The sequence below is a fragment of the Pseudomonas fakonensis genome, assembly GCF_019139895.1.
In the GTDB taxonomy this organism is placed as follows: Bacteria; Pseudomonadota; Gammaproteobacteria; order Pseudomonadales; family Pseudomonadaceae; genus Aquipseudomonas; species Aquipseudomonas fakonensis.
Genome location: NZ_CP077076.1, coordinates 4003184 through 4030000, shown reverse-complemented (window position 1 = coordinate 4030000; position 26817 = coordinate 4003184). Strand labels below are relative to the sequence as shown.

Annotated in this window: 29 protein-coding genes, 2 rRNA genes and 1 pseudogene (1 of these 32 running past the window's edge); 15 read left to right on the top strand and 17 right to left on the bottom strand. The window is 63.9% G+C overall.

Annotated features, from left to right (window positions below):
* Positions 1–1208 (top strand): 23S ribosomal RNA (locus KSS94_RS17700); it begins 1685 nt to the left of the window's first position.
* 134 nt (positions 1209–1342) lie between these two features.
* Positions 1343–1458 (top strand): 5S ribosomal RNA (rrf, locus tag KSS94_RS17695).
* 138 nt (positions 1459–1596) lie between these two features.
* Here rrf and KSS94_RS17690 read toward each other — a convergent pair.
* Positions 1597–2463: a universal stress protein gene (locus KSS94_RS17690; RefSeq protein ID WP_217839379.1), complete on the bottom strand. Its 867-nt coding sequence runs from the start codon at positions 2461–2463 to the stop codon at positions 1597–1599.
* A 156-nt stretch (positions 2464–2619) separates the two neighbouring features.
* Here KSS94_RS17690 and KSS94_RS17685 point away from each other — a divergent pair, with 156 nt between their 5' ends.
* Entirely contained in the window at positions 2620–3237 is a 618-nt protein-coding gene (locus KSS94_RS17685) for a MiaE family protein (RefSeq protein WP_217839378.1), read from the top strand.
* A gap of 6 nt (positions 3238–3243) precedes the next feature.
* Here the strand turns inward: KSS94_RS17685 and KSS94_RS17680 are convergent, their stop codons facing one another.
* Positions 3244–3564 carry an ElaB/YgaM/YqjD family protein gene (locus KSS94_RS17680; protein WP_217839377.1) on the bottom strand — a complete coding sequence of 107 codons (321 nt, stop codon included), beginning with the start codon at positions 3562–3564 and terminating at the stop codon, positions 3244–3246.
* Positions 3565–3694: 130 nt separating this feature from the next.
* Here KSS94_RS17680 and KSS94_RS17675 point away from each other — a divergent pair, with 130 nt between their 5' ends.
* On the top strand, positions 3695–3958 hold the full coding sequence (locus tag KSS94_RS17675) for a hypothetical protein (RefSeq protein WP_217839376.1): 264 nt from the start codon (positions 3695–3697) through the stop codon (positions 3956–3958).
* Between the two features lies 1 nt (position 3959).
* Here KSS94_RS17675 and KSS94_RS17670 read toward each other — a convergent pair whose 3' ends face one another.
* A complete protein-coding gene (locus tag KSS94_RS17670) occupies positions 3960–4424 on the bottom strand; it encodes an LEA/WHy family protein (protein WP_217839375.1) in 465 nt (154 codons plus the stop codon).
* Positions 4425–4500: 76 nt separating this feature from the next.
* Positions 4501–5391, bottom strand: a complete 891-nt coding sequence (locus tag KSS94_RS17665; protein ID WP_217839374.1) for a LysR family transcriptional regulator — start codon at positions 5389–5391, stop codon at positions 4501–4503.
* A gap of 102 nt (positions 5392–5493) precedes the next feature.
* On the opposite strand from KSS94_RS17665, the gene KSS94_RS17660 reads away from it, so the two are divergent.
* The 6 genes from KSS94_RS17660 (at position 5494) to KSS94_RS17635 (ending at position 11040) form a co-directional block, all read left to right on the top strand.
* The gene (locus KSS94_RS17660; RefSeq protein ID WP_217839373.1) at positions 5494–6573 is read left to right on the top strand and encodes an extracellular solute-binding protein; all 1080 of its coding nucleotides are present in this window, start codon (positions 5494–5496) and stop codon (positions 6571–6573) included.
* A gap of 15 nt (positions 6574–6588) precedes the next feature.
* Complete coding sequence (gene speB, locus KSS94_RS17655) at positions 6589–7548, top strand: agmatinase (protein ID WP_217839372.1); 960 nt, start codon at positions 6589–6591, stop codon at positions 7546–7548.
* Positions 7549–7688: 140 nt separating this feature from the next.
* Complete coding sequence (locus KSS94_RS17650; RefSeq protein WP_217839371.1) at positions 7689–8012, top strand: hypothetical protein; 324 nt, start codon at positions 7689–7691, stop codon at positions 8010–8012.
* A 20-nt stretch (positions 8013–8032) separates the two neighbouring features.
* On the top strand, positions 8033–9181 hold the full coding sequence (locus KSS94_RS17645) for a PQQ-dependent sugar dehydrogenase (RefSeq protein WP_217839370.1): 1149 nt from the start codon (positions 8033–8035) through the stop codon (positions 9179–9181).
* A 174-nt stretch (positions 9182–9355) separates the two neighbouring features.
* Positions 9356–10447: a cell division protein ZapE gene (zapE, locus tag KSS94_RS17640; protein WP_437179978.1), complete on the top strand. Its 1092-nt coding sequence runs from the start codon at positions 9356–9358 to the stop codon at positions 10445–10447.
* A 14-nt stretch (positions 10448–10461) separates the two neighbouring features.
* On the top strand, positions 10462–11040 hold the full coding sequence (locus tag KSS94_RS17635; RefSeq protein WP_217839369.1) for a DinB family protein: 579 nt from the start codon (positions 10462–10464) through the stop codon (positions 11038–11040).
* 133 nt (positions 11041–11173) lie between these two features.
* Here KSS94_RS17635 and KSS94_RS17630 read toward each other — a convergent pair whose 3' ends face one another.
* The 5 genes and pseudogenes from KSS94_RS17630 to trhP form a co-directional block, all read right to left on the bottom strand.
* A complete protein-coding gene (locus KSS94_RS17630) occupies positions 11174–12172 on the bottom strand; it encodes an alpha/beta fold hydrolase (protein WP_217839368.1) in 999 nt (332 codons plus the stop codon).
* Positions 12173–12247: 75 nt separating this feature from the next.
* Positions 12248–12685, bottom strand: a complete 438-nt coding sequence (locus KSS94_RS17625) for a YqaA family protein (protein WP_217839367.1) — start codon at positions 12683–12685, stop codon at positions 12248–12250.
* Positions 12685–13113: a DUF411 domain-containing protein gene (locus tag KSS94_RS17620; protein WP_217839366.1), complete on the bottom strand. Its 429-nt coding sequence runs from the start codon at positions 13111–13113 to the stop codon at positions 12685–12687. Before KSS94_RS17620 ends, KSS94_RS17625 begins: the two co-directional genes overlap by 1 nt.
* A gap of 186 nt (positions 13114–13299) precedes the next feature.
* A pseudogene (locus KSS94_RS27275) lies at positions 13300–13479 on the bottom strand (copper resistance protein B); the annotation flags it as partial.
* A 385-nt stretch (positions 13480–13864) separates the two neighbouring features.
* Positions 13865–15199, bottom strand: coding sequence for a prephenate-dependent tRNA uridine(34) hydroxylase TrhP (gene trhP, locus KSS94_RS17615; RefSeq protein WP_217839365.1), 1335 nt, complete (start codon positions 15197–15199; stop codon positions 13865–13867).
* A gap of 124 nt (positions 15200–15323) precedes the next feature.
* Between trhP and KSS94_RS17610 the strand changes: the two genes are divergently transcribed.
* Positions 15324–16388 (top strand): AI-2E family transporter, encoded by a 1065-nt coding sequence (locus KSS94_RS17610; RefSeq protein WP_217839364.1) that lies wholly within the window; start codon positions 15324–15326, stop codon positions 16386–16388.
* 17 nt (positions 16389–16405) lie between these two features.
* On the opposite strand, the gene KSS94_RS17605 is transcribed toward KSS94_RS17610, so the two are convergent.
* On the bottom strand, positions 16406–18466 hold the full coding sequence (locus KSS94_RS17605; protein WP_217839363.1) for a TonB-dependent receptor family protein: 2061 nt from the start codon (positions 18464–18466) through the stop codon (positions 16406–16408).
* 219 nt (positions 18467–18685) lie between these two features.
* On the opposite strand from KSS94_RS17605, the gene KSS94_RS17600 reads away from it, so the two are divergent.
* The 3 genes from KSS94_RS17600 to KSS94_RS17590 are packed head-to-tail and all read left to right on the top strand — an operon-like array spanning position 18686 to position 19638.
* Positions 18686–18937 (top strand): response regulator transcription factor, encoded by a 252-nt coding sequence (locus KSS94_RS17600; protein ID WP_217839362.1) that lies wholly within the window; start codon positions 18686–18688, stop codon positions 18935–18937.
* Between the two features lie 10 nt (positions 18938–18947).
* Positions 18948–19283, top strand: a complete 336-nt coding sequence (locus KSS94_RS17595; protein ID WP_217839361.1) for a head completion/stabilization protein — start codon at positions 18948–18950, stop codon at positions 19281–19283.
* Entirely contained in the window at positions 19276–19638 is a 363-nt protein-coding gene (locus KSS94_RS17590; protein WP_217839360.1) for a hypothetical protein, read from the top strand. Before KSS94_RS17595 ends, KSS94_RS17590 begins: the two co-directional genes overlap by 8 nt.
* Here the strand turns inward: KSS94_RS17590 and KSS94_RS17585 are convergent.
* Positions 19635–20012 (bottom strand): helix-turn-helix domain-containing protein, encoded by a 378-nt coding sequence (locus tag KSS94_RS17585; RefSeq protein ID WP_217839359.1) that lies wholly within the window; start codon positions 20010–20012, stop codon positions 19635–19637. The two genes, KSS94_RS17590 and KSS94_RS17585, sit on opposite strands and share 4 nt — an antisense overlap.
* A gap of 200 nt (positions 20013–20212) precedes the next feature.
* Here KSS94_RS17585 and KSS94_RS17580 point away from each other — a divergent pair, with 200 nt between their 5' ends.
* A complete protein-coding gene (locus KSS94_RS17580) occupies positions 20213–20461 on the top strand; it encodes an Ogr/Delta-like zinc finger protein (protein ID WP_217839358.1) in 249 nt (82 codons plus the stop codon).
* A 66-nt stretch (positions 20462–20527) separates the two neighbouring features.
* Here KSS94_RS17580 and nuoN read toward each other — a convergent pair whose 3' ends face one another.
* Genes nuoN through nuoI form a run of 6 tightly spaced genes read right to left on the bottom strand, consistent with a single transcriptional unit; the run spans position 20528 to position 26808 of the window.
* A complete protein-coding gene (gene nuoN, locus KSS94_RS17575) occupies positions 20528–21997 on the bottom strand; it encodes an NADH-quinone oxidoreductase subunit NuoN (protein ID WP_217839357.1) in 1470 nt (489 codons plus the stop codon).
* Positions 21998–22004: 7 nt separating this feature from the next.
* A complete protein-coding gene (nuoM, locus tag KSS94_RS17570) occupies positions 22005–23537 on the bottom strand; it encodes an NADH-quinone oxidoreductase subunit M (RefSeq protein ID WP_217839356.1) in 1533 nt (510 codons plus the stop codon).
* 49 nt (positions 23538–23586) lie between these two features.
* Positions 23587–25440: an NADH-quinone oxidoreductase subunit L gene (gene nuoL / locus KSS94_RS17565; protein ID WP_217839355.1), complete on the bottom strand. Its 1854-nt coding sequence runs from the start codon at positions 25438–25440 to the stop codon at positions 23587–23589.
* The gene (gene nuoK, locus KSS94_RS17560; protein WP_023631349.1) at positions 25437–25745 is read right to left on the bottom strand and encodes an NADH-quinone oxidoreductase subunit NuoK; all 309 of its coding nucleotides are present in this window, start codon (positions 25743–25745) and stop codon (positions 25437–25439) included. The genes nuoL and nuoK overlap by 4 nt, the downstream gene beginning before the upstream one ends.
* Positions 25746–25748: 3 nt before the next feature.
* The gene (gene nuoJ, locus KSS94_RS17555) at positions 25749–26249 is read right to left on the bottom strand and encodes an NADH-quinone oxidoreductase subunit J (RefSeq protein WP_138221565.1); all 501 of its coding nucleotides are present in this window, start codon (positions 26247–26249) and stop codon (positions 25749–25751) included.
* 10 nt (positions 26250–26259) lie between these two features.
* Positions 26260–26808 carry an NADH-quinone oxidoreductase subunit NuoI gene (gene nuoI / locus KSS94_RS17550; RefSeq protein WP_016488223.1) on the bottom strand — a complete coding sequence of 183 codons (549 nt, stop codon included), beginning with the start codon at positions 26806–26808 and terminating at the stop codon, positions 26260–26262.
* Positions 26809–26817 lie beyond the last annotated feature (9 nt).

The window sequence follows — 26817 nt, the reverse complement described above, 5'->3', positions numbered from 1 at the left end:
CGGGAGAAGGTGCGCCGGCGAGGGTGAAGGACTTGCTCCGTAAGCCCATGCCGGTCGAAGATACCAGGCCGCTGCGACTGTTTATTAAAAACACAGCACTCTGCAAACACGAAAGTGGACGTATAGGGTGTGACGCCTGCCCGGTGCCGGAAGGTTAATTGATGGGGTTAGCGCAAGCGAAGCTCTTGATCGAAGCCCCGGTAAACGGCGGCCGTAACTATAACGGTCCTAAGGTAGCGAAATTCCTTGTCGGGTAAGTTCCGACCTGCACGAATGGCGTAACGATGGCGGCGCTGTCTCCACCCGAGACTCAGTGAAATTGAAATCGCTGTGAAGATGCAGTGTATCCGCGGCTAGACGGAAAGACCCCGTGAACCTTTACTATAGCTTTGCACTGGACTTTGAGCTTGCTTGTGTAGGATAGGTGGGAGGCTTTGAAGTGGGGACGCCAGTTCTCATGGAGCCATCCTTGAAATACCACCCTGGCAACCTTGAGGTTCTAACTCAGGTCCGTTATCCGGATCGAGGACAGTGTATGGTGGGTAGTTTGACTGGGGCGGTCTCCTCCCAAAGAGTAACGGAGGAGTACGAAGGTGCGCTCAGACCGGTCGGAAATCGGTCGTAGAGTATAAAGGCAAAAGCGCGCTTGACTGCGAGACACACACGTCGAGCAGGTACGAAAGTAGGTCTTAGTGATCCGGTGGTTCTGTATGGAAGGGCCATCGCTCAACGGATAAAAGGTACTCCGGGGATAACAGGCTGATACCGCCCAAGAGTTCATATCGACGGCGGTGTTTGGCACCTCGATGTCGGCTCATCACATCCTGGGGCTGAAGCCGGTCCCAAGGGTATGGCTGTTCGCCATTTAAAGTGGTACGCGAGCTGGGTTTAGAACGTCGTGAGACAGTTCGGTCCCTATCTGCCGTGGACGTTTGAGATTTGAGAGGGGCTGCTCCTAGTACGAGAGGACCGGAGTGGACGAACCTCTGGTGTTCCGGTTGTCACGCCAGTGGCATTGCCGGGTAGCTATGTTCGGAAGAGATAACCGCTGAAAGCATCTAAGCGGGAAACTTGCCTCAAGATGAGATCTCACTGGGATCTTGAATCCCCTAAAGGGCCGTCGAAGACTACGACGTTGATAGGTTGGGTGTGTAAGCGCTGTGAGGCGTTGAGCTAACCAATACTAATTGCCCGTGAGGCTTGACCATATAACACCCAAGCAATTTGCGCGTAAGCCGAATTGTGGTGGTGAAGACGAAAGACCCGAAGATTCGTAGCATCACAAATATCGCATATCCGAATTCGCTAGGCTGTTCATCTGAACGGACTGGCTACCGAATTTCTTGACGACCATAGAGCATTGGAACCACCTGATCCCATCCCGAACTCAGCAGTGAAACGATGCATCGCCGATGGTAGTGTGGGGTTTCCCCATGTGAGAGTAGGTCATCGTCAAGATTCATTTCGCAAAACCCCTATCTGCGCATGCAGGTAGGGGTTTTGTCTTTGTACGGCGGAAAATCCAGAGCCCCGCGACGAGGCCCGCCCGGGCAACGCACATAACTGCCAGGCCCTCATCGCCGGCATCGCCGACTCCTACTGATCGCGCGCCAGCTCTGTCAGGTGCGCTGTCGCTTCCTCGCTCTTAAGCACCAGCACATCGCCTTCCAGTAAGTCGAGCACTACCTCTGAGGTATTACCTATCAATGCGCCGGAAATTCCGGTACGAGCCACTGTGCCTATTACCGTGACCACTGCATCCAGTTTCTTTTCGGTGTGGGGAATCAGCACATCAGCGGGCCCTTCGGCGACATGTAGCCGATCCTCACTGATATCGAACTCAGCCTGAAACGCACTGCAGGCCTCTCGATAGCGCTTCTCGATGGTCTCGCTGAGCTGGTACACGGGGTCGGAGGCCGCGAGCATGGGGGAGGGGTGGGCACTGATGACGTGCAGTTTACCTTTGGCCAGCCCGGCAATGTCATAGCCATGGTCGATGATGCTGGCATGCAGGCGCCGGTGGTCCTCGTCCTGGTTCCCCACGTCTACTGCCGCCAGGATGACACCTCCAGTCCAAGGGCGTTCGCTCTTGACCATCAGCACCGCACAGGGGCATTCACGCAACAGCCTCCAGTCACTAGGCGTCAGCAATGCCTTGCGCAACGGGTTGTCTGGCCGGTGTTCCTTGATGACCAGCTCGCAGCCTTCGGCCTGCTGCACATAAATGATCGACTTGTGCAGGCTCTCCTTCCATTTCTGCTCATGGGTGACGTTGTCATACCCGTCATCATGCAGCTGGCTGCTCAACAGGCTGAGCAGCGCGCTGTGGTCCTGCTTCTTGTCACACATCAGCAAGTGCAGGCGTGCGCCCGTCACCCCAGCAATCAGCTTGGCGCGGGTTAGTGCACGGCTATGGGCGTGTTCAGGGTCGAGGACAACGAGGATGCTGCGAACGGCTTGCATGGGCGTGAGCTCCCTTCAGAATGGCGACCAATGCCTGACTATAGTCGGCACGCTTCAGGTCGCCGCTTGACGTGCATCAAGCATAGCTACTGGCACTGGCTGCCGCCCCCGGTATAATCGCGGGCTTTGTCTTTGCCCTGTGCGATTGTGATTGCCATGTCCCTGATTCCCGAAATCGAAGCCTTCCTCGGCTGCCGCACCCCGGATGCCTGGATCGAAGCGGCGCTCGCCGACCAGCAAACCTTGCTCATCGACCACAAGAATTGCGAGTTCAAGGCTGCCAGCACGGCCCTGAGCCTGATTGCCAAGTACAACTCGCACCCGGAACTGATCCACATGATGTCGCGCCTGGCCCGTGAGGAGCTGGTCCATCACGAGCAGGTGCTGCGTTTGATGAAGCGTCGCGGTGTACCGCTGCGGCCAGTGTCGGCCGGTCGCTATGCCTCTGGCCTGCGTCGCCTGGTACGCGCCCACGAGCCGGTCAAGCTGGTCGACACGCTGGTGGTGGGGGCGTTCATTGAGGCGCGTAGCTGCGAGCGTTTCGCGGCCATTGCACCGCATCTGGATGAAGAGCTCGGCAAGTTCTATAACGGCCTGCTCAAGAGCGAGGCGCGCCACTATCAGGGTTACCTGAAGCTGGCTCACCAGTACGGCGATGCCGATGACATCGCCCGGGTCGTGGAGCTGGTACGCCAAGCGGAGGCCGAGCTGATCATGTCACCCGACCAGGAGATGCGCTTTCACAGCGGTATCCCCATGGCTTTGGCTGCCTAGTACGGATTACTGGCGGCGCCCAAGCAACAGGCCCACCACAAGGCCAAATCCGGCTGAAATAGCCACGGTCTGCCACGGGTGGCCACCGATGTACTCGTGGGTCGCCTCCACCACCGGCTGCGCTCGCTGCCCGAGCCGGCTGGTGGCCTGGCGCGCCTGGCGCAGCTTCAGGCCCAGCTGGGCGCGCAGGCTGTCGGCTTCCTCGCCTACCAGTGCAGCGCTGTCGCTGAGCAGTTTTTCCGATTCTTCGATCAATGCCTGAAGCTCGCTGAACACCTGGTCCTTGATTTGGTCATTGTCGGCTTGCGCGGTGGTTTTCCTGGCCATGTACACATCCTCGTGAAGGGTTGGGGTTGAACAGTGGATGCCGCTGCGTCCGGAAAGTTGCAGCGGCTTACCGGCGTCCGGCCGCTACAGTGTAAGATAGCGGCCATTTTTACAGCGGCAGGAACTATCCATGAGTTTCAATCTGGCCAACATGAGCTTTCAGGAACGGGCGCAGATCGAGGCAGAGAAGGCTCGGTTGTTCGACTACTGGCAGAACAACCTGGGCAAGGCCAAGGGCGAAGCAGGCCGACTGATCGCCGAGAAGCCGCGGCGCAAGGGCAAGTGGGCGGAGTGGGTGCGGGCCGAGCTCGACGGCATGTCGCCGCCCGAGTTCACCAGCCTGGTACGCAGCGAAGTCAACAAGATGATGGCCGCCGCCAACGCTGGCCGCTGAGTCAACCGCCTGCGGCATCCGGCAGGTCGAGCCTGCCTTCATCAGTGAAACGCAGCGTGCCCAGCGGGCCGCCCGCCAACTTGCCACGTAGCACGTAGGGCAGCCCCTGCAGCGACTCCACCTGGCTCAGGCCATAGGCCTGGCGCAGGAAGGCAAAGGCAGTGATGCTCACTGGCACGACGATCACCTGCTCGCCATAGCGGTCGATATGCCCGCGCTGGTTGCTGACACCTGCGGCCAGCGGCTGGTCGTTGACCTCCAGGTTCAGGGCGATGCCGTTGAAGTCCACCGGCGTTTCGTTCGGGTTCTGCACGCGGATCTTCACCGCCATGCGCAGCTCCAGGCCCTGCCCGGGCAAGGGCTCTATACCGATCACGCTGATGTTCAACGGGTCACGCCCCTGAAACAGCGCGCAACCGTTCAAACCCAGGCCCAGCAACACAATCAAGCACCATCGGCCAATCATCGCGCCCCCAAATACCAATACGCCCCTTGTAGGAGCCGGCTTGCCGGCGATAGGGCCCTCACAGCCCCACCATACCTCAAGCAAAAACCGCCACCAAATCCTCCACGAAGGCCACCAGTGCTTCCTGCGCCACTTGCCCGCGATGCCGCGCCAGCGTGAACGGCACCACAAAATCCAGCCCAGGCTCCAGCGCCCGCAGCAGGCCCTGCGCCTCCCACGGCTCGGCACAATGGCAGGGCAGGTAACCGATATGCCGGCCCGACAGGATGAACGTCAGCGCACTGTCGATCTGCTCTGCCACGGCCATGCTGCGCAAGCTGCGAAACGGCTCGCCCTGTTTCAGAAACCGGTAGGGGTGATGCACCTGATCCGCCTCCAGCAGCTGCTCGCGGGTTGGCTGCGCAACCTCGAACAATGTGTGCCCCTTGCCGCAATACAGCCGTTGGCGCTCCTCGAACAACGGCTGATAGTCGAACGCTGCCTGGCTGCCGGAAAAGTAGCTGATGGCGCAATCCAGCCGCTGCTCCAGCAGCAAGCGCTCAAGCTCCGCCGGGGGCGCGCTGGTCAGCTCCAGCTGCACGGCCTCATCGCGCTGACGAAAGTGCGCGATGGCCCGGGCGATGCGCAGAGTCACGCCCGCATGCTGGTTTTCCGCAAGTCCGATGCGCAGCGTACCGAGCAGGCGCCCGGCCACGCCGTTGGCCTGCTGGCGAAACTGCTCGATCTGCATTAGCAGCCCACGGGTCGCCTGCAGCAGCAGCTCGCCCTTGTCGGTCAGGCGAAAGCCGCGCTTGCCACGGCTGCACAGGCGGTAACCCAGACGCGTCTCCAGCTTGGCCATCTGCTGGCTGATGCTGGGCTGGCTGAGCCCCAACACCCCTTGGGCGGCACTGAAGCCGCCGGCCTCGGCTACAGTGACGAACAGCCGCAGCAGGTGCAGGTCGAGGTCGTGGAGTTGCCCAAGCATCACATTGCTCCTGGTGAATGTCAGCTTTGTACAGTTACCATTTTTGCAATGTAACCCGATAGGCATGCTGGCGGCATCCACCCACTCGCCGAGGTGCCCGCCATGCGTCGAACGTTGTGCTTGCTGTCGCTGTTGATCGCCCTGCCGCTGCAGGCCGAAGAAAAAGTCGTCAACCTGTACAGCTGGGCCGACTACGTCGCCCCGCAAACCCTGAAGCGCTTCGAAGAGGAAACCGGCTACAAGGTCCGCTACGACACCTTCGACACCACCGAGGTGCTGGAAACCAAGCTGCTCACCGGTGCCAGCGGCTACGACGTGGTGGTGCCCTCGGCCACGGTGCTGGCCCGCGCCTTGAAGGCCGGTGCTCTGCAGCCGCTGGACGCACGGGCCATGCCCGGCTACACCAACCTCGACAAGGACCTGCTGGCCAAGCTGGCCGAAGCCGACCCCGGCAACCGCCACGCCGTGCCCTACACCTGGGGCACTCTCGGCCTGGGCGTCAACGTCGAAGCCGTGCGCAAGCGCCTGGGGGATGTGCCGCTGGACAGCCTCGACCTGCTGTTCAAGCCCGAGTACGCCAGCCGCCTGAAGGATTGCGGCATTGCCATGCCAGATTCCCCCCAGGAGGTGATCGGCCTTACCCTCAACTACCTGGGCAAGGACCCGTACAGCCAGAACAAGGCCGACCTCGACGCCGCGCAACAGTTGCTGCAGCAGTTGCAACCCTCGGTCAGCTACGTAGCCAACGGCCGCCAGATCAACGACCTGGCCAACGGCAGCGTGTGCCTGGCACTCACCTACAACGGCGACGCGGCCATGGCCGCCGACCAGGCGCGGCGCGCCGGCAAGCCGTTCGAGCTGATCTACCGCATCCCCCGCGAGGGCACCCTGGTGTGGCAGGACAACCTGGTCATTCCCAAGGGCGCCCCGCACCCCGAAGCCGCCCGCGCGTTCATCGCCTTCATGTTGCGCCCAGAGTCGGTGGCCGCGCTAACCAACACCCTGTACTTCGCCAATGCCAACCAGGCCGCCACGCCCCTGGTGGACGAGGCGATCCGCAACGACCCGAACATCTACCCACCCGCCGAAGTGCGCCAGCGCCTGTTCGCCGACCGCAGCATGGCACTGGCCGACCTGCGCCAGCGCAACCGCCTGTGGACCGCCTTCCGTAGCCGTCAATAAGAAAAGGAGCACACCGTGGAACTCGCCCAGGACAACGACCAGGCCATCACCCGTGACAGCCTCTACGGCACCGCCGCCGAAAGCACCTACGCCGGCATTACCAGTTTTTCCCGGCGCCGCTACAGTCGCGACCTGCGTGGCGTCGACGTGGTGGTCAGCGGCGTGCCGTTCGACACCGCCACCAGCAATCGCCCCGGGGCGCGCTTCGGCCCGCGGGCTATCCGCGCCGCCTCGGTGCAGCAGGCCTGGGCCCGGCACTGGCCGTGGGCGTTCGACCCGTTCGACCACCTGGCGGTGATCGACTACGGCGACTGCGCCTTCGACAGCGGCACCCCCGAGTCGGTACCCGGCAGCATCCAGGCCCACGCCGAACGCATCCTCGACGCCGGCTGCGCCATGCTCACCCTCGGTGGCGACCACTTCATCAGCTATCCACTGCTCAAGGCCCATGCCCGGCGCCATGGCCCCCTGGCGCTGATCCACTTCGACGCCCACAGTGACACCTGGCCGGACGAGGAGGGGCGTATCGACCACGGCACCATGTTCTGGCACGCCGCACACGAAGGCCTGGTAGACCCGTCCCGCTCGGTGCAGGTGGGCCTGCGTACCACCAACGACGACAGCCAGGGCTTCGCCATCCTCGACGCCCGCCAGGTGCACCGCCAGGGTACCGAGGCCATCGTCACGGCAATTCGCCAGCGGGTTGGTAACACCCCGGTGTACCTGACGTTCGACATCGACTGCCTGGACCCGGCCTACGCCCCCGGCACCGGCACCCCGGTATGCGGCGGTCTGAGCACGGTGCAGGCGCTGGAAATCCTCGGCGGCCTGCGCGGCATCAACCTGGTGGGGATGGACCTGGTGGAAGTGGCCCCTGCCTACGATCATGCCGACATCACCGCCCTGGCCGGTGCCACCCTGGCCATGGAAATGCTCTGCCTGTACGCCGCCCGTCACAAGCTTGCCCCAGTCTGACCACGCCCAACAGAGGCTGATTTGCCGGCGATCAGTTACCCCACTGAAACATCAGGAAAGCATTCACACTTTTGCATCGAACCCTGCGCGCCGTAGGCTATCCAACGCCCAGGCGCGCCTTTTCGTACAGGAGGTGAAGCATGAATCCTACATTGCCAACCCTGGCGCTCGGCCTGCTGCTGAGCCTGCCCCTGCACGCCGCGCCTGAGGCGCCACCCCCGTTGCTGGCCGCCAGCGACAACAACAACCCCTACAACAGCCCCATCCAGCGCGCCAACCCCAACAGCCGCCAGGGCAGCGTCCCCGCCATGCCGCCGGTGCGCGGCCCGTCCACCCAGCCCAACCCGCGCCCGCCGACCCTCGACAACCGCGGTATCGGCAATGGCGACAACCTGCGCCGCCAGCAGCAAACCCCCAACCTGGAACCCACCCGGCCGCCACGCGATTCGCAGCGCGTGCCTTGAGCCCTTCGAAGGAACCGAGCATGACCCCACGCACCTGGTTGACCACCCTGGCCGCCGCCAGCCTGTTCCCCCTGCTGGCCCAGGCCGCCGCCGAGCAGCAATACCCAAGCGAGGAGGGCCAGTTGACCGTCAGCACCGTCGCCGACGGCCTGCGCAACCCTTGGGCGCTGGCCTTCCTGCCCGGTGGCAAGGATATGCTGGTCACCGAGCGCCCGGGCAACCTGCGCATCATCAACGCCCAAGGCAAGGTCGGCCCGCCGCTGGCCGGGGTGCCCAAGGTGTGGGCCGAAGGGCAGGGCGGGCTGCTCGATGTGGTGCTCTCGCCCGAGTTCAGCAAGGACCGCACGGTGTATTTGTCGTACGCCGAAGAGGGCAGTGACGGCAAGGCCGGCACCGCCGTAGGCCGCGGCCAGCTGTCCCAGGACCAGGCGCGCCTGGAAAACTTCACAGTGATCTTCCGCCAGCAGCCCAAGCTGTCGGTGGGCAACCATTTCGGCTCGCGGCTGGTGTTCGACCGCAACGGTTACCTGTTCATCGCCTTGGGCGAGAACAACCAGCGACCCACCGCCCAGGACCTGGACAAACTGCAAGGCAAGATCGTACGCATTCTGCCCGACGGCGAAGTACCCAAGGACAACCCCTTCGTCGGCCGCGACAACGTGCGCCCGGAAATCTGGTCGTTCGGCCACCGCAACCAGCAGGGTGCGGCGCTCAACCCCTGGACCGGCAAGCTCTGGACCCACGAGCACGGCCCGCGCGGTGGCGACGAGATCAACATCCCCGAGCCCGGCAAGAACTACGGTTGGCCGATCGCCACCCATGGCATCAACTATTCGCTGCTGCCGATCCCCGAGGCCAAGGGCAAGCATGTCGACGGCATGGTCGACCCGCACCATGTCTGGGAGAAGTCGCCCGGCATCAGCGGCATGGCCTTCTACGACAACCCGACGTTCAAGGCATGGGACCACAACCTGTTCATCGGTGCACTGGCGACACAGGAGCTGATCCGCCTGCAACTGGACGGCGACAAGGTGGTACACGAAGAACGCCTGCTGGGCGAACTGAAGGCGCGCATCCGCGATGTGCGGGTGGGGCCGGATGGCTACCTGTACGTGTTGACTGACGCCAAGGACGGTGCATTGTTGAAGGTCGGCCTGCAGGAGGGATAGAGCCCTCCGTTGGCCTGCACAGGCCTCGCATGAGCTCAAGCCTGCGCAGTACCTGTAGGAGCCGGCTTGCCGGCGATGAGGCCGGCACAGCCAGTACGCGACATGGGCTATATGTCGCCCCTGTGGGAGCGGGTTTACCCGCGAAGAGGCCGGCACTGTCGTACCATGGTGCCCATGACTCCCGACACTCTCTACCAGCAGGCTTTACGCGAACGCGGCTTCGCCCCCGATCCCGCCCAGGCCGCCGCCGTCAGTGCCCTGCAAACCTGCTTCGGCGCCCTGCAACAAGGCCGCACGCCCCAGGGGCTGTACCTTTGGGGCCCGGTGGGCCGCGGCAAGACCTGGCTGATGGACCTGTTCCACCGCTGCCTGACTGTTGCGGCCCGGCGCCAGCACTTTCACCACTTCATGGCCTGGGTTCACCAGCGGCTGTTCCAGCTCAATGGCACTGCCGACCCGCTCCAGGCCCTGGCCCGCGAGCTGGCCGGTGAGATCCGCGTGCTGTGTTTCGACGAACTGTTCGTCAGCGATATCGGCGACGCCATCATCCTCGGGCGCCTATTCCAGGTGCTGTTCGATCAGGGCGTGGTCGTGGTCGCCACCTCCAACCAGCCGCCAGGCCAGCTCTACCTCGATGGCTTCAACCGTGAACGCTTCCTGCCGGCCATCGCCGCCATCGAGCGGCACATGAAAGTGCTGGCGGTGGCTGGTGAACAGGACCACCGCCTGCACCCCGGCGCAGCCCGCCAGCGCTATTGGGTTGCCCAGCCTGAGGCACTGGCAACGGTGTTCGATCAACTGAGCCCGCACGACCCAGGCAGCGAGCAGCCGTTGCAGGTGGGGCCGCGCCAGGTCCAGGTGGTGCGTCACAGCCCCCAGGCCCTGTGGTGCCGCTTCGCCGACCTGTGCGAGCAACCCCTGGCTGCGATGGACTTCATGGCCCTGTGCGATCGCTTCCCGGCCATTCTCGTGGGCGGCATACCGGCGCTCAGCGGCGCGCAGCAGGCCGGGCGCATCGCCCGTGGTACCGAAGACGGTGCCGCGCGGGTGGTGGCGGGCGACCGCGAGCTGCCCACGCTGGCGCCCAAGGATGACAGCGTGCGCCGCTTCATCGCCCTGGTGGACGAATGCTATGACCGGCGGGTGGCGCTGTACCTGGAAGCCGAAGTACCGCTGGATGCGCTCTACACTCAAGGGTACCTGGCGTTCCCGTACCAGCGGACCTTGAGCCGGCTGCGGGAGATGCAACTGCAACGCTTCGCCTGAAGGAGGAGCCGACCATGGAGCCGCTGTCACATCATCTGCTGACCCAGGCCTGCAACAACGGCTGGGCCAACCACCGCCTGTACAAGGCTTGCCTGCAACTGACCCAGGACGAGTTCGTCGCCCCCCGCTGCAGCTTTTTCCCCTCGATCAAGGCCACCCTCAACCACCTGTTGACGGTTGACTGGTTCTACCTCGACGCGCTGGAGTGCGAGCAGCGCGGCGCAGCGCCCGACCCGGACGGCGAGCGCTTCTTCCAGCCCGAACAACCCTTCGCTACCTGCACCGACCTGCAAGCGCAACAAGCCCAGGCCGACCAGCGCCTGATCGCCTATTGCCGGCAATTGCATGACGACCAACTGGCGCGCTACGTGAGTATCGTGCGGCCGGACCGGGTACAGCGCGAACAGCGCCTGCGCCTGCTGGCCCACCTGTTCGAGCACCAGACCCACCACCGCGGCCAGGTGCACGCGATGCTCAGCGACACGGCCGTACGGCCGCCGCAACTGGATGAGTTCTTCTGTGAAGAGGAGGCCGCCCTGCGGGCCGATGACTTCGCCGAACTGGGCTGGAGCGAGGAGCAGGTCTGGAAATGAGCCCCCGCGCAATATCTCAAGGGCTGACGCGCCCCTTGTAGGAGCCGGCTTGCCGGCGATGAGGCCCGCACAGGCGATCGAGCAAGCCTTGCCGGCCCCATCACCGGCAAGCCGGCCCTTACAGAGACCAGTATCAGCGGTTCAACCAGCCAATCAACGCCTGGTGAAACTTCGCCGGCTCTTCGATCTGCGGCGCATGCCCCAGCCCCTCGAAGGTCACCAGCTCCCCCTGCGGGATCATCTTCGCCACTTGTGGTCCCAGCACCTTGTATTTGCCGAGTGTGGCCTTGACCTCGGGTGGTGCGACATCGCTGCCGATCGCCGTGCTGTCCTGGTCACCCACCAGCAGCAGGGTCGGCATCTTCAGGTCCTTGAATTCGTGCACTACCGGTTGGGTGAAGATCATGTCGTAGATCAGCGCCGAGTTCCACGCCACCGCCTGGTGCCCCGGGCCCTTGTTCAGGCCTACCAGCATCTGCACCCAGCGCTCGTATTCAGGCTTCCAGCGCCCGGCGTAGTAAGTGTTGCGCTCGTAGTTGCGCACCCCCTCGGCATCCAGCTTCAGCTCACGGGCATACCACTGGTCGACGGTGCGATAGGGAACGCCCAGGGCTTTCCAGTCTTCCAGGCCAATGGGGTTGACCATGGCCAGGCGCTCCACCTGCTGCGGGTACATCAGCGCGTAACGGGTGGCCAGCATGCCGCCGGTGGAGTGCCCCAGTACGACGGTTTTGTCGACCCCAAGCTTGGCCAGCAGCGCATGGGTATTGTCGGCCAGTTGCTGGAAACTGTACTGGTAGTGCGCCGGCTTGCTCGAGGTACAGAAGCCCACCTGGTCCACGGCAATCACCCGGTAGCCCGCCTGGCTCAGGGCGTCGATGGTGGTCTCCCAGGTGGCGGCGCAGAAGTTCTTGCCATGCATCAGCACCACGTTGCGGCCATTGGCCTTGCCTTTGGCCGGCACGTCCATGTAACCCATCTGCAGGGCCTGGCCCTGGGATTGGAAGTCGAAGTGCTGGAGTGGGTGGGGGTAGGCGAAGCCTTCGAGCTGTTTGCCATAGGTGGGCGATTCGGCGGCGATGGCGCTGCCTGCGGTCAGGCAGGCCAGGGCCAGGGCGGTTGCGCGCAGCATGGGGGCACTCCGTGTTGGGCCATGTAGGAAAAGGCGACTTTAACAGCCAGTAGACCGAGACCCGCGTGAAAGGTGTTACCCGGTGTGAAACCAGCCCAGGGTAATCACCGCCAGCACCAGGTAGCGCGCGCCCTTGGCCAGGCTCACCAGCAGCAAAAAGCGCCAGAACGGCTCGCGCATGATCCCGGCGATCAGTGTCAGCGGGTCGCCGATCACCGGCATCCAGCTGAGCAGCAACGACCATTGCCCCCAGCGCTGGTAGCGCTGCTGCGCGCGCTCCAGCTGGCTGGCGCTGAACGGGAACCAGCGCCGCTCACGCAAATGCTCGACGGCCCGCCCCAGCAGCCAGTTGACCACCGAGCCCAGCACATTGCCGAGGGTGGCTACCAGCAGCAAGGTGGCCCAGGCCTCGGGAGTGCGCAGCAGCAGGCCCACCAACACCGCTTCCGATTGCAGCGGCAGCAGGGTAGCGGCGCCGAAGGCGCTGAGAAACAGCGCCCACAGGCTGAGCATCAGTATTCGGCGACCACGGTGTCCTCACCGCCCTGGGTCACGCCGATGACCTGGTAGGCATCCTTGTGATCACCCATCTCCATGCCCGGCGAGCCCATGGGCATGCCCGGTACCGCCAGCCCCTTGAGGTCGTCGCGTTTGGCCAGCAGGCGCACCTGTTCGGCCGGCACATGGCCTTCGACGAATTTGCCGTTGATCACGCCGGTGTGGCACGAAGCCAGGCGCGGCGCTACGCCCAGGCGCTGCTTGAGCGCGCTCATGTTCGGCTCGACGTGGTCGTTGACCGTGAAGCCGTTGTCGCTCAGGTGCTTGATCCACGCCTTGCAGCAACCGCAGTTGGGGTCGCGGTAGACGTCGATGGTCTCGCCCGCCTGGGCCAGGCCGGTGAAGGCCAAGAGGGCTAGGGTCAACAAATGTTTGCGTGACATGGTGAAGCTCCTGAAAAACAAAGACATGGTTCATCGCCCCCGCAAGGGGTCGCGAAACCTTCAAACCTGCGCTGTACCTGCAGGAGCCGGCTTGCCGGCGATGGGGCCGGTACAGCCAGCACAAAACAGACGCTCCCACGGTGTACGGCTTGGCGCTTCAAAAGCGCAACCGCACCCTCGCCACCCTCCCGCCCCTTGTTCGCGGCTGGCATCGTCACGGCCAAAGAAGTTGACCTCGACGTTCGGCTCCAGCCTTCAGCGGTTGGTCAGCAGGATAACGTAAGCGGCTTCAAGGCGCAGCGCAGTCTGCTGTTGCTCGGCGGCATAGGCTGTGGCTTCCAGCTCCAGGCCATACAGCGGATTTTCGGTGATGTATACCGGGGTCTGGCCGGCGCCAGTTCGAAGTGCTGACCGCTGAGGTTGTGCAGCGGCAAACGGTCCTCGGCGGCATTGGCCAGGAGGCGCCACGGGCCGGCGAGGGCGCTGGTGGCGCCCAGGCCCTTGACGAAAGTGCGGCGGGTAGGGGCATGGCATGCTCTTGATGGCCGGTTTCCTTCGTCGCGGGTCAAGCCCGCACCCACAGGGATTGCATAAGCCTCAGGACTGCACGGCACCTGTAGGAGCCGGCTTGCCGGCGATGTGGCCAGTACAGGCAGCACAAGACAGTTGTTCCCACGGCCCCGCGGTGGGGCCTGCCACGATGTTGCGGGCCAGCCCCTGTCAGCCACCTGAAGCGCACATTACAGATCTGTCAGTCGGCAGCCTCGTCGTTGCCCAGGTCGCGCATCAGCAGCCCGAATTGCAATGGCACCTGCTCGGGGATCGGCAGGTACACCACATGCCCGTCACCCGGCGCCACGCCGATCGGTTGTTGCTGGCGGTCGCACAGGTGGCCCAGGTCGAAGTGGTAGTTGCCGTGCGGGGTCATCAGCTCCAGGTGGTCGCCGACGGCAAAGCGGTTCTTCACCTTCACCTCGGCCAGGCCGTGCACCCGCTCACCGGTCAGCTCACCGACGAACTGCTGGCGCTCCGACGCCGAGTTGCCACGCTGGTAGTTCTGGTACTCGTCATGCACGTGGCGGCGCAAAAAGCCCTCGGTGTAGCCGCGCTGGGCCAGGGACTCGAGGTTGTCCATCAGCCCGCGGTCGAATGGCCGCCCGGCCGCCGCGTCGTCGATGGCCTTGCGATACGACTGCACGGCGCGAGCGCAGTAGAAGTGCGACTTGGTGCGGCCCTCGATCTTCAGCGAGTGCACGCCCATGCGGCTCAGGCGCTCGACGTGCTGGATGGCGCGCAGGTCCTTGGCGTTCATGATGTAGGTGCCGTGCTCGTCTTCGAACGCTGGCATTTCCTCGCCTGGGCGGTTGCTTTCCTGCAGCAGGAACACCTGGCTGGTGGGCGAGCCGAGGCCCAGGGTCGGCTCGACTTCACGCACGATGTCGCCGGTGGCGTTCTCGATGGCCGCAGTGGCCTGGTACTTCCAGCGGCAGGCGTTGGTGCAACTGCCCTGGTTGGCGTCACGCTTGTTCAGGTAACCCGACAACAGGCAGCGGCCCGAATAGGCCATGCACAGCGCGCCGTGCACGAAGACCTCGAGCTCCATGCCCGGCACCTGCTGGCGGATCTGTTCGATTTCTTCCAGCGACAGCTCCCGCGACAGGATCACCCGGGCCAGCCCCATGCGCTGCCAGAACTGCACGCTGGCCCAGTTCACCGTATTGGCCTGTACCGACAGGTGCACCGGCATCTGCGCGAAGTGCTCGCGCACCAGCATGATCAGCCCGGGGTCGGACATGATCAGCGCATCCGGGCCCATTTCGATCACCGGCGCCAGGTCCTTGAGGAAGGTCTTGAGCTTGGCGTTGTGCGGGGCGATGTTGACCACCACGTAGAAGCGTTTGCCGAGCGCATGCGCCTCGCGGATGCCCTCGGCGAGTGTGGCGTGGTCGAAGTCGTTGTTGCGCACCCGCAGGCTGTAGCGCGGTTGGCCGGCATACACCGCATCGGCGCCGTAGGCGAAGGCGTAGCGCATGGTCTTGAGGGTGCCGGCAGGGGCCAGCAGTTCGGGCGAGGCGGACGGGGTCATGGTGCGCACCAGGGGCAAAAGGCGCGGATGCTACGGGCTGCACCCGCTGCCGGCATTGACCTGGGTCAACGGCACTTTTGCCCGCGCCACGAGCACTAAGCTGTTGAGCCCCCGAGGATTGCCCATGAACGAAATCGCGTTGCAGAACAAAGCCCTGACCGTATTGCTGGCCCTGGTCACCATCGCCTTCATCTGGATCCTGCTGCCGTACTACGGCGCGATCTTCTGGGCGGTGATCCTGGCCATTTTGTTTGCGCCCCTGCAACGCCAGTTGCTGCTGCGCTTCGAGCGCCGGCGCAACCTGGCCACCGCCGCCACCCTGCTGGTGTGCCTGTTGATCGCGATCCTGCCGGTGATCGTCATCAGCGCGCTGCTGGTGCAGGAGGGCGCCACCCTGTACCAGCGCATCGAAAGCGGCCAGCTGGACATCGCCGGCTACATCGAGCGTGGCAAGGACATGCTGCCGGGTTATGCCCAGCACGCCCTGGACCGCATGGGCATGGGCAACCTCGACGGCCTGCGCGACAAAATCACCAAGTGGGCCACCCAGGGCAGCCAGTTCCTTGCCGGGCAGGCCTTCAGCTTTGGCCAGGGGACTTTCGACTTTCTGGTGAGCTTCGGCATCATGCTCTACCTGCTGTATTTCTTCCTGCGTGAGGGCGCGGAGCTGGCGCGCAAGGTGCGTCAGGCGGTGCCGCTGCCCGAGCAGCAGAAGCGCCGCCTGCAACTGAAGTTCAAGCGCGTGGTGCGCGCCACGGTCAAGGGCAACCTGCTGGTGGCGATCACCCAGGGCGCACTGGGCGGGTTCATCTTCTGGGTGCTGGGTATCCCCAGCGCGCTGGTGTGGGCGGTGCTGATGGCGTTTTTGTCGCTGCTGCCGGCGGTGGGCGCGGGTATCGTCTGGGCGCCGGTGGCGGTGTACTTCCTGCTGACCGGGGCGACCTGGCAGGGCATCGTACTGACCGCCTTCGGTGTGCTGGTGATCGGCCTGGTGGATAACCTGCTGCGGCCGATCCTGGTGGGCAAGGACACGCGCATGCCGGACTACCTGATCCTGGTGTCGACCCTCGGCGGGCTGGCGGTGTTCGGCCTCAATGGCTTTGTAATCGGGCCGCTGATCGCGGCGCTGTTCATTTCCAGTTGGGCGATCTTCGCTGCGAACAAGCCCCAGGTGCAGTTGCCCTCGTAGCCGTCTTCGCAGGGCATTCAACGGAAGCTGTAGGACACCCCGGCATACACGCCGAAGCCTTCACCCGGCGTCGAGCGGGCAACGTCCAGGCCGCGGTCGTTGTAGCCTGGGGTCACCGTGGCGGCATAACGCTGGTTGGTCAGGTTGCGCAGGTCCAGCCAGGTCTGCCAGTCCTGTTTCGGCGAGTCCCAGCCCAGCCGCGCGCCAAGCAGTGCGTAGGCATCGGCGTGGTAGCTGTTGGCGTAGTCGGTCTGCACCTTGGACGCCATCTGCGTGTTGACCCCGGCGTAGAAGCCGCTCGGCCAGTCGTAGCGCAGTTCGGCCTGGTAGTAGTGCATGGGGATGCCGGGCAGGCGGTTGTCGCCGAAGGTATCGTCGTCGCGGTAGTGGAAGTCGCTGAACGTGTAGGCCTGGCGCAGGCTCAGCTTGCCGGTGCCGGAGCGCTCCCAAAGGGTGCTGTCCAGGCCCGCCTCGACACCCTGGTGCACGGTGGGGCTGCTGTTGTATTCACCGGTGATGCCTGGGGCCAGTTCCACCGCCAGCAGCTCATGGCGTACCTGGGCGTAGTACCAGGCCAGGTCCCAGCGGCCGATCATCGAATCGCCACGGGCACCTAGTTCCAGGGTGGTGGCGGTCTGGTTGCGCATCTCGATGGGCTGGGTCTGGGTCGGTGCGCTCCAGATCAGCGACCACGGGTGTGGCGGCTCTACCGAACGGCTGAGGTTGCCATACAGCTGCAGGTCCGGGCGGATGTCGTAACGCAGCCCCACGCGTGGCGCGAAATCCCAATCATGCTGGCTGACCTTGCCACCCTGCGCCGGGTAGCTCACGTCGCTTTCGCGGCGGGTATAGATGGCCGCCATGCCGGTGGTCAGCCACAGGTTGTCGACCAGTTCCAGGTCGTTGCCCACGTGCAGCACGGTGTCCGAGCCCTGGTAGCTGAAATCGCGCCGGCGTTCGCCAACGATGTCGTTCACCCGCGAAAACTGCGACGCCCCGCTGTTGGGCAGGTGCTTGGTGGTGCGCCAGCCCACCGTGGTCTTGCTCTCGTGGCCCAGCAGCGTGCTGCGCCGGAAGTAGTTCAGGGTGCCGCTGACATCGGTGTAGGCCACCTTCAGGCGCATCGCGCCCTCGCGCAGGTCCATCGGGTAGTCGTGGTAGACCAGCCCGGCCTCAAGGCGCGAATCGTCGTCCAGAAAGAACGTGGTCTTGTTGCCCACCCAGGTGCTGCCCGGTTGCGGGCGGCGGTCGTTGCGCGAAAGGTAACCGGGGTTGGCGGCACGCGGGTCGTGCTTGATTTGCGCCTTGGTCAGGCGCCCGGCCAGGTCGTTCTCGGTTTCGCGGTAGCGCAGGTAGAAACGGGTTTGCAGGTTGGCATTGAAGCGGTAACCGAGGTTGGCGGCAATGCCCTTCGAGCTGCCGCTGCTGTGGTCCTGGTAACCGTCGTACTCCGAGTCGGTCAGCGCCACGTAGTAATCCAGGTTACCCAGTACCTGGCCGGAGCTGACCTGGCGCTTCTGGTAACCACGGCTGCCGGCTTCGTAGCGCACCTGCAGTGGCGCGGCATCGTAGCCGGTATGGGTGATGTAGTTGATCGCTCCGCCCAGGGCCAGCGAGCCCTGGTCGAAGCCGTTGGCCCCGCGCAACACTTCGGCGCGGCTCAGCCACAGCGGCTCGAACAGCTCGTAGGGGGTGCCGCCAGGGCCGGTCAGGGGCAGGCCGTCGAACATCGTGTACACCCCGGAGCCGTGGGCACCCGGCGCACGGTTGATGCCCGAGCCGCGAATCGACAGCTTGATGCCATCGTTGCCCGCCGACTGGGCGAACACCCCGGGCTGGTAGGCCAGTACATCCTGATTGCTCGCAACCCGGCCCTGGCCCACGCGCTGCATGTCCACCAGGTTGCTGGCGCCGGGGACTTCCCGCAGACGTTCAGCGGCATCGGCCAGTTCGTCCTGCGCCTCGTCGGTGATCAGCACCTGGCCGAGTTCGACCGAGGTGGCGGCCAGGGCAGGCTGGGCGGCACCGAAAGCAGCCAGCAGGCCGAGGCATGACGAGAGGGGCGAAACGCAACGCATTGTACGGCTCCAGGCGAAAGGCAAATGGACAACGGCGTTGAGACGAGCGAAATGCCGATCAAAGCACGAAGAAATTCGGGAAATCTCATGCCGCATTTGCCGGACGGTTTTGTACGAAGGTTCTTTACAAACCGTGCGAGTAGAGGAGGGCAGTGGCCGCTTCGTAAGGTGATTGCCATCGGCAGCGATGCCGCTCTCAATCACTCGTGGAGTGCAAAGATGACTACGAATGCCTGCAATGCGCTGCAACCCCTGGAGGACGCGGCGCCAATCCGCCTGACGCCGCGTGAGCGGCAGGTACTGCTGTGGTGTGCCTACGGCAAGAGCTCCTGGGAAATCGGCCAGATCCTTGAATGCAAGGAGTCGACGGTGAACTTCCATGTCTCGAACATCCTGCGCAAGTTCGACGTATCCACCCGGGTGGCGGCGGTCATCAAGGCCATCCGCTACGGCATGCTGGCCGGGCAGTAAGGAGGCAGGAATGAGCATGCATGTTTTTGCCGACAGTCATGACCCTTTCTGGCCGCGCGTTGAACTGGCAAGGCTGCGGGCGCTTTTGGCCCGACGCGGCAGCTTCAGTGAGGCCGCGCTGGACGTTGCTGCGCGCTACGCCGTGATCGACGCGGCCAGTGAATTCGCGCTGTGGCGTGCGGCGCTGCGCAAGCGCGGCTACAAACGGCTCGAGGACGTCAGTGGGCACCACCATGGGCGCGCGCTGCAGGTCTGCTATGTAAAGTTCGTCGAGGCCACCATCATGCGCAACGTGTGTGGCATGGCCGCCCGGGTGGTTTCAGCTGGGGGAGCGAGCCATGCCTGAGGGTGCATTGCTCACTAGCCTGTCCGTTGCCGCCGCGAACCTGCTCGGGGTTGACGGCCATGTGCTGTTCGCCGCCTTGCTGGGGGCCTTGCTGGTCAGCGCGGCGCGCGACCGGCTGATCACCGACACCTCCAGGCGCCTGACACTTGCCAAGAAACTGTTGCTGGTGTTCGTCACCGTCGGCGTGGGCCACCTGTTCGAACCGCTGGTACTGACGCTGGCGCCGGTGCTGTCCAGGGGCATGGCGGCATTCGTGGCGGCGGTGGTGGTCATCCCCATCAGCCTCAAGGTCATGATCTGGCTCGACTCGCTGGACCCGCGCGAGCTTATCCAGCGCTGGCGTCGCAAAGGTTAGGACATGCCCTTGGTCAGCGCGCCGAGTTGCCGTTCCAGTTGCTGGATACGCTGCTTGTCGTGGATGAACAGGCAAACCGCTTGGCGATCGCCTGGGGGTAAGCCACGCAGTTGCGCAAGGATGCCGTGCTCCCAGCTGTCGTCGCCCTCGGCAGCGCTGCGCGCGTCAGGTTCGCCCAGCAGCAACCAGTCCAGCGAGCAGGCATGTTGCTGGGCCATCTCTACGCACAGTGAATAGGGAATGCTGTTGCGTACCTTCCAGCTACTAAGGGTCTGCGGGCTGATCGACAGGGCCCTGGACAGCTCGGCATCCGTCTGGGTGCTGGTCATCAGCTTCAGCCGGGCCAGTACCGCGGTCAGTGAGTGTGTACTCATAACAAATATCCATGACTGGTTTAACGATATTTCATGGGCTTAAAATACTCGTTACGAATATAGCCCCGCGTTTCAAGGAGCCTCTTTGCAATGAGAAACACCAAACTGAAGAATACACCTAGTTGTACAGTTTTAACTGACACGCCCAGGCGATTGCTCCCACAGACAGGCTGCCTAGGCCCTGCTTGCAGGTATCTGCCGTGAGTACCTACAAGCTGGTTTGCCCTCACTGCCAGAGCCGCATGCGTATCCGCACCAGTGAAGGACGGCATATTTTTCTGCGTATCGCTTACCTGCAATGCACCACCGAGGCCTGCGGCTGGTCGGTGCGTGCCGAATTCGAAATGACCCACGAGCTGTCCCCTAGCGGCATGCCCAACCCTGAGGTGTACCTGCCGCCGGTCAATGGTGAACTGCGCAAGGCTGCTCTGGCTGGGGCAGGGGAATGAACCGCCCAGGGCACAGATAAAAAAACACCCCGCCGAGGCGGGGTGTCTTGTGACGCTTGAGTCTGATCAGCCGATCAGTTGCAGCCCGGCCTGCTGCACCATTTCCAGCAGCGGCTGCGGGTAAACACCCAGCACGAAGGCGAGGATGGCGATGGCCAGCAGCATCACGCCGCCGGTGCGCTGTTCCCACTTCAGCGGGGCGTCGTGGCGACGCAGGTTCGGCTCCACCAGGTACAGGGTGACCATGACCCGCAGGTAGTAGTACACGCCGATGGCGCTGCCGATCACCAGCGCACCGACCAGCCACCACAGGTGCGACTCGACGCCGGTGGCGATGATGTAGAACTTGCCGATGAAGCCAGCCGTCAGCGGGATGCCCGCCAGCGACAGCATCATCACGGTCAGCACCGCGGTCAGGTACGGGCGGCGCCAGAACAGGCCGCGGTACTCGTACAGTGCATCAGCGTCACGGCCGGCATACGGCGAGGACATCAGGGTGATCACGCCGAAGGCGCCGAGGCTGGTGATCACGTAGGTGACCAGGTACACGCCCATGGCTTCCATGGCCAGGCCCTTGCTGGCTACCAGTGCAATGACCAGGTAGCCGAAGTGGGCGATGGACGAATAACCCAGCAGGCGCTTGAGGTTGCTCTGGGTCAGCGCCAGCAGGTTGCCGACGATGATCGAGGCCACCGCGATGACCGCCAGCACGGTGCTCAGCACGCCGCTGCTGGCAGCAGGGGAGAGCATGAACAGGCGTACCACCACGGCGAACACCGCCACCTTGCTGGCGGTGGCCAGGAACGCGGCCACCGGCGCTGGGGCGCCTTCGTACACGTCCGGGGTCCACAGGTGGAACGGCACCAGCGACAGCTTGAAGGCCAGGCCCACCAGCATCATGCCCAGGCCCAGTTGCGCCAGCAGGCTCGGCATGCTGGTGGCGGCCAGGGCCTTGCCCAGCTGGTCGAAGGTCAGCGCGCCGGCATCGGCGTACAGCAGCGCCATGCCGAACAGCAGGAAGGCGGAACCGGCGGCCGACAGCACCATGTACTTGATGCCGGCTTCCAGCGAGCGCTTGTTGAAGAAGGCGTACGCCACCAGGCCGTAGACCGGCACCGACAGCAGTTCCAGGCCGATGAACAGGCCCGCCAGGTGGTTGGCGCTGACCAGCACCAGACCACCCAATGCCGACATCAGCAGCAGCAGGTACAGCTCTTCACGGTTGCCCGGGAAACCCTTGGAGCCTTCGCCCAGGTAAGCATGGGCGAGGGTCACGCAGGCCAGTGTGGCGATCAGGATGATCGCCATGTACAGGCAGGCGAACTTGTCGATGGTCACAAGCGTTGTGACCGCCAACGGTGCGACCTTCAGTGCCGGCAAGATCGACAGCAGGGCCAGGTTCAGGCCGACGGTGGACAGCAGGAAGGTCTGCGAGTGGTTGCGCTTCCAGGCGATCGCCAGCATCACCACCACCGTGGTGATGGTGGTGATCAGCATCGGCGCCAATGCGATGAAGTGTTGAGTGGTGAATTCCATAGCGCTCTTACCGGGCCGAAGCGAGTTGAGTGAAAGCGGAACCGAGCCACTGCTGCACACCGCTCATGGTGGCGGCAGAGGTGTCGAGGAACGGCTGCGGGTACACGCCCAGCACGATCAGCAGCACGGCCAGGCCCAGCACCATGATCAGCTCGCGGCCGTCCATGCCGGCCAGCACGGTGTCGGCCTTGGCCGGGCCGAAGTAGGCGCGGTGGATCATGATCAGCGAGTACACCGAACCGAAGACCAGGCCGGTGGTGGCGATCACGGTGATCCATGGCACATGGGCGAAGCTGCCGATCAGGATCAGGAACTCGCCGACGAAGTTGCCGGTACCCGGCAGGCCCAGGGACGCGGCGGCAAAGAACAGGCTGATGGCCGGCAGATACGCGATGCGGTGCCACAGGCCGCCCATCTGGCGCATGTCACGGGTGTGCAGGCGCTCGTACAGCTGGCCGGACAGGATGAACAGCGCCGCAGCCGACAGGCCGTGGGCGAGCATCTGGATCACCGCGCCCTGCAGCGCTTGCTGGCTGCCGGAGTAGATGCCGATCAGCACGAAGCCCATGTGCGAAACGCTGGAGAAGGCGATCAGGCGCTTGATGTCGGTTTGTGCAAAGGCCAGGAAGGCGCCGTAGAAGATACCGATCAGACCCAGGGTCATGGCGATTGGCGCGAACTCGGCCGAGGCGTTGGGGAACAGCGGCAGGGCGAAGCGCAGCAGGCCGTAGGCCGCGGTCTTCAGCAGGATGCCCGCCAGGTCCACGGAGCCTGCGGTTGGTGCCTGGGCGTGGGCGTCCGGCAGCCAGGAGTGGAACGGTACGACTGGGAGTTTCACCGCGAAGGCGATGAAGAAGCCCAGCATCAGCACGTATTCAACGCCAGCTGGCAGTTCGGCCTTGAGCAAGTCGCTGTAGTTGAAGGTGAGCACCCCGGTGGTGTTGTAGTTCACCAGCACCAGGCCCAGGATCGCCACCAGCATGATCAGGCCGCTGGCCTGGGTGAAGATGAAGAACTTGGTCGCCGCGTAGATCCGGGTCTTCTTGCCGTCTGCCGAGCTATGGCCCCAGAGCGCGATGAGGAAGTACATCGGCACCAGCATCATTTCCCAGAAGAAGAAGAACAGGAACAGGTCCAGTGCCAGGAACACACCGACCACGCCGCCCAGGATCCACATCAGGTTGAGGTGGAAGAAGCCGACGTGGCGCTGGATCTCTTTCCACGAGCACAGCACCGACAGCACGCCGAGCAGGCCGGTCAGCAGGATCATCAGCAGCGACAGGCCGTCGAGGGCCAGGTGGATGCTGATGCCGAAGCGCTGGATCCACTGGACTTTGTATTCCAGGGCCCAGGCCGGCTCGGCGCCCGGTGCAGGGGCCAGGGTGTAGTCGCCGTTAGCCCACAGGTACAGGCCGATGCCGAGCAGCAGGGACATGGTCAGCAGCGCGATCCAGCGCGGCAGGGTGGCGCCGAAGCGCTCACCCAGCCAGCACAGCAGGCCGCCGATGAAGGGGATCAGGATCAGCCAAGGCAAAATCATGACGGGTTGGTTTCCTTTCGCAGAGTCGCAAGGTTCGCAAGGTTGATGGTCATACCGCAGCCACTACCACAGCGCCGAGTACCAGCACTGCGCCAACGGCGATCGAAGCGGTGTACCAGCGCAGCTGGCCAGTCTCGGTCTTGCTCATGGCGACGTTGCCGCCGCGGGCCAGGCGAGGGATCAGGCCGATGCTGCGGTCAACCGGGTCCTTGCGCAGGACGTGGCTGATCAGCAGGTAAGGTTTGACGAACAGCTTGTCGTAGATCCAGTCGAAGCCCCAGGCGGCGAACCACCAGGCCGACAGCACACGGCCGATGCCGCTGTTGGCAATGCTGCTGACGAAGCTGCGCTTGCCCAGGAACAGCAGGGCCGACAGCAGGATACCGGCAACGGCGATGGCGCCCGAGGCGATTTCCAGCGAGTGCTTGGCTTCGCCACCGGCATGGCCGGCGCTTTCCGGCAGAACGCCTGCCAGCGGCGGGTGAATCCACGCGCCGACGAAGGTCGACAGCACGATCAGCACGCCCAGTGGCAGCCAGTGGCTGATGCCGTGGCCGGCGTGGGCTTCGGTCTTGGCTTCGCCGTGGAAGGCGATGAAGATCAGGCGGAAGGTGTACAGCGAGGTCATGAACGCGCCGACCAGGCCGGCATACAGCAGGCCACTGTTGCCGCTGGCGAAGGCTTCCCAAAGAATTTCATCCTTGGAGTAGAAGCCCACGGTCAGGATCGGCAATGCCGCCAGGGCTGCGCCACCGACCACGAAGCTTGCGTAGGCCAGCGGCAGCTTCTTCCACAGGCCGCCCATCTTGAAGATGTTCTGCTCGTGGTGGCAGGCAACGATCACCGCACCCGAGGCAAGGAACAGCAGGGCCTTGAAGAAGGCGTGGGTCATCAGGTGGAAGATCGCCGCGTCCCAGGCACCGACGCCCAGGGCGAGGAACATGTAGCCGATCTGGCTCATGGTCGAGTAGGCGAGGATACGCTTGATGTCGGTCTGCACCAGCGCGGCAAAACCGGCCAGCACGAGCGTGACGCCACCCACCACACCCACCAGGTGCAGGATGTCCGGGGCCAGCAGGAACAGGCCGTTGGTGCGGGCGATCAGGTACACGCCTGCGGTGACCATGGTGGCGGCGTGGATCAGTGCCGAAACCGGGGTCGGGCCTGCCATCGCGTCGGCCAGCCAGGTCTGCAGCGGCAGCTGCGCCGATTTACCGACCGCGCCACCCAGCAGCATCAGGGTGGCCAGTACCATCCAGGTGTCACCGGCCTGGAACTTCTGCGGTGCCAGCACCAGCAGTTCCTGCACGTTCAAGGTGCCCAGCTGGGCGAACAGGATGAACAGGCCGATGGCCATGAACACGTCGCCGATACGGGTGACGATGAAGGCCTTCAGTGCCGCATTACCGTTGTTGCGGTTGCTGTAGTAGAAACCGATCAACAGGTACGAGCACAGGCCCACGCCTTCCCAGCCGAAGTAGATGAACAGCAGGTTATCGCCCAGGATCAGGAACAGCATGCTGGCGATGAACAGGTTGGTGTACGAGAAGAAGCGCGAGTAGCCGGCTTCGCCACGCATGTACCAGGAGGCGAACAGGTGGATCAAGAAGCCCACGCCGGTGACCACACCCAGCATGGTGACCGACAGGCCATCCAGGTACAGGGTGAAGTTCGGCGCGAAGCCGTCCACCGACATCCACTGCCACAGCAGCTGGCTGTAGGCGCCGCCCTCAGGCGGGGCGACGTTGAACTGCCAGATCACGTAGGCAGCGGTGGCCGCCGAGAGGCCGACCGAACCGACGCCGATCAGCGCCGACAGGTTCTCGGAGAACCGCCCGCGCGAGAACGACAGCAGCAAGAAGCCGATCAGGGGGAAGACGAAAGTCAGGAAGAGTAGGTTCATCCGCGCATCTCACTGGCAGCATCGATGTCGAGAGTGTGGAAGCGGCGATACAGTTGCAGCAGGATTGCCAGGCCAATGCTGGCCTCGGCGGCTGCCAGGCTGATCACCAGAATGAACATCACCTGGCCGTCGGGCTGGACCCAACGGGCACCGGCGACGATGAACGCCAGGGCAGCAGCGTTCATCATGACTTCCAGGCTCATGAGTACGAAGAGGATGTTGCGGCGGACCATCAGGCCAACCAGACCTAAGCAGAACAGGATGCCGGCGACTGCCAGACCATGCTCGAGAGGGATAGCACCCATGATTTACTCCTTCGCCTCGTTGCGGCCCAGGTGGAAGGCGGTGACGGCTGCGGCGAGCAGCAGCATCGAGGCCAGTTCGACCACCAGCAGGTAAGGGCCGAACAGGCTGATGCCTACGGCCTTGGCGTCCACGGTGGTGCCGCTGATGGCAGCGCCAGTCGGGTTGGCGAACAGCACGTAGAGCAGCTCCAGCAGCAGCAGGGCGGCGAGGATCACCGGTCCCGCCCAGATGCCGGGCTTGAGCCAGCCACGCTCCTGGGCGACCGAGGCCGGCCCGAGGTTGAGCATCATCACCACGAAGACGAACAGCACCATGATGGCGCCGGCGTAGGCGATCACTTCCAGGGCACCGGCAAACGGCGCACCGAGGGAGAAGAAGATCATTGCCACGGAGATCAGCGAAATGATCAGGTAGAGCAGGGCGTGCACAGGGTTGGTGCCGGTCACCACCCGAAGGGTGGAGACCACGGCGATCCCGGATGCGAAGTAGAAAGCGAATTCCATCTTTCTGTCCTTATGGGAGCAAGCTCTTCACGTTGATCGGCTCGGCTTCGTTCTGCGCAGCGCCTTTCGGCTTGCCAGCGATCGCCATGCCCGCAACACGGTAGAAGTTGTAGTCAGGGTTCTTGCCGGGGCCGGAGATCAGCAGATCTTCTTTCTCGTACACCAGGTCCTGACGCTTGAACTCGGCCATTTCGAAATCCGGAGTGAGCTGGATCGCGGTGGTCGGGCACGCCTCTTCACACAGGCCGCAGAAGATGCAACGGGAGAAGTTGATGCGGAAGAACTCCGGGTACCAACGGCCGTCCTCGGTCTCGGCCTTCTGCAGCGAGATGCAGCCCACCGGGCAGGCTACCGCGCAGAGGTTGCACGCCACGCAGCGCTCTTCGCCGTCGGGGTCGCGGGTGAGGACGATGCGGCCGCGATAGCGCGGCGGCAGGTACACGGGTTCTTCGGGGTACTGCAGGGTGTCGCGCTTGCGGAACCCGTGGGAGAACACCATGGCCAGGCTGCGCAGCTGTGTGCCGGTGCCCTTAACGATGTCGCCGATATATTTGAACATGGGTCAAAT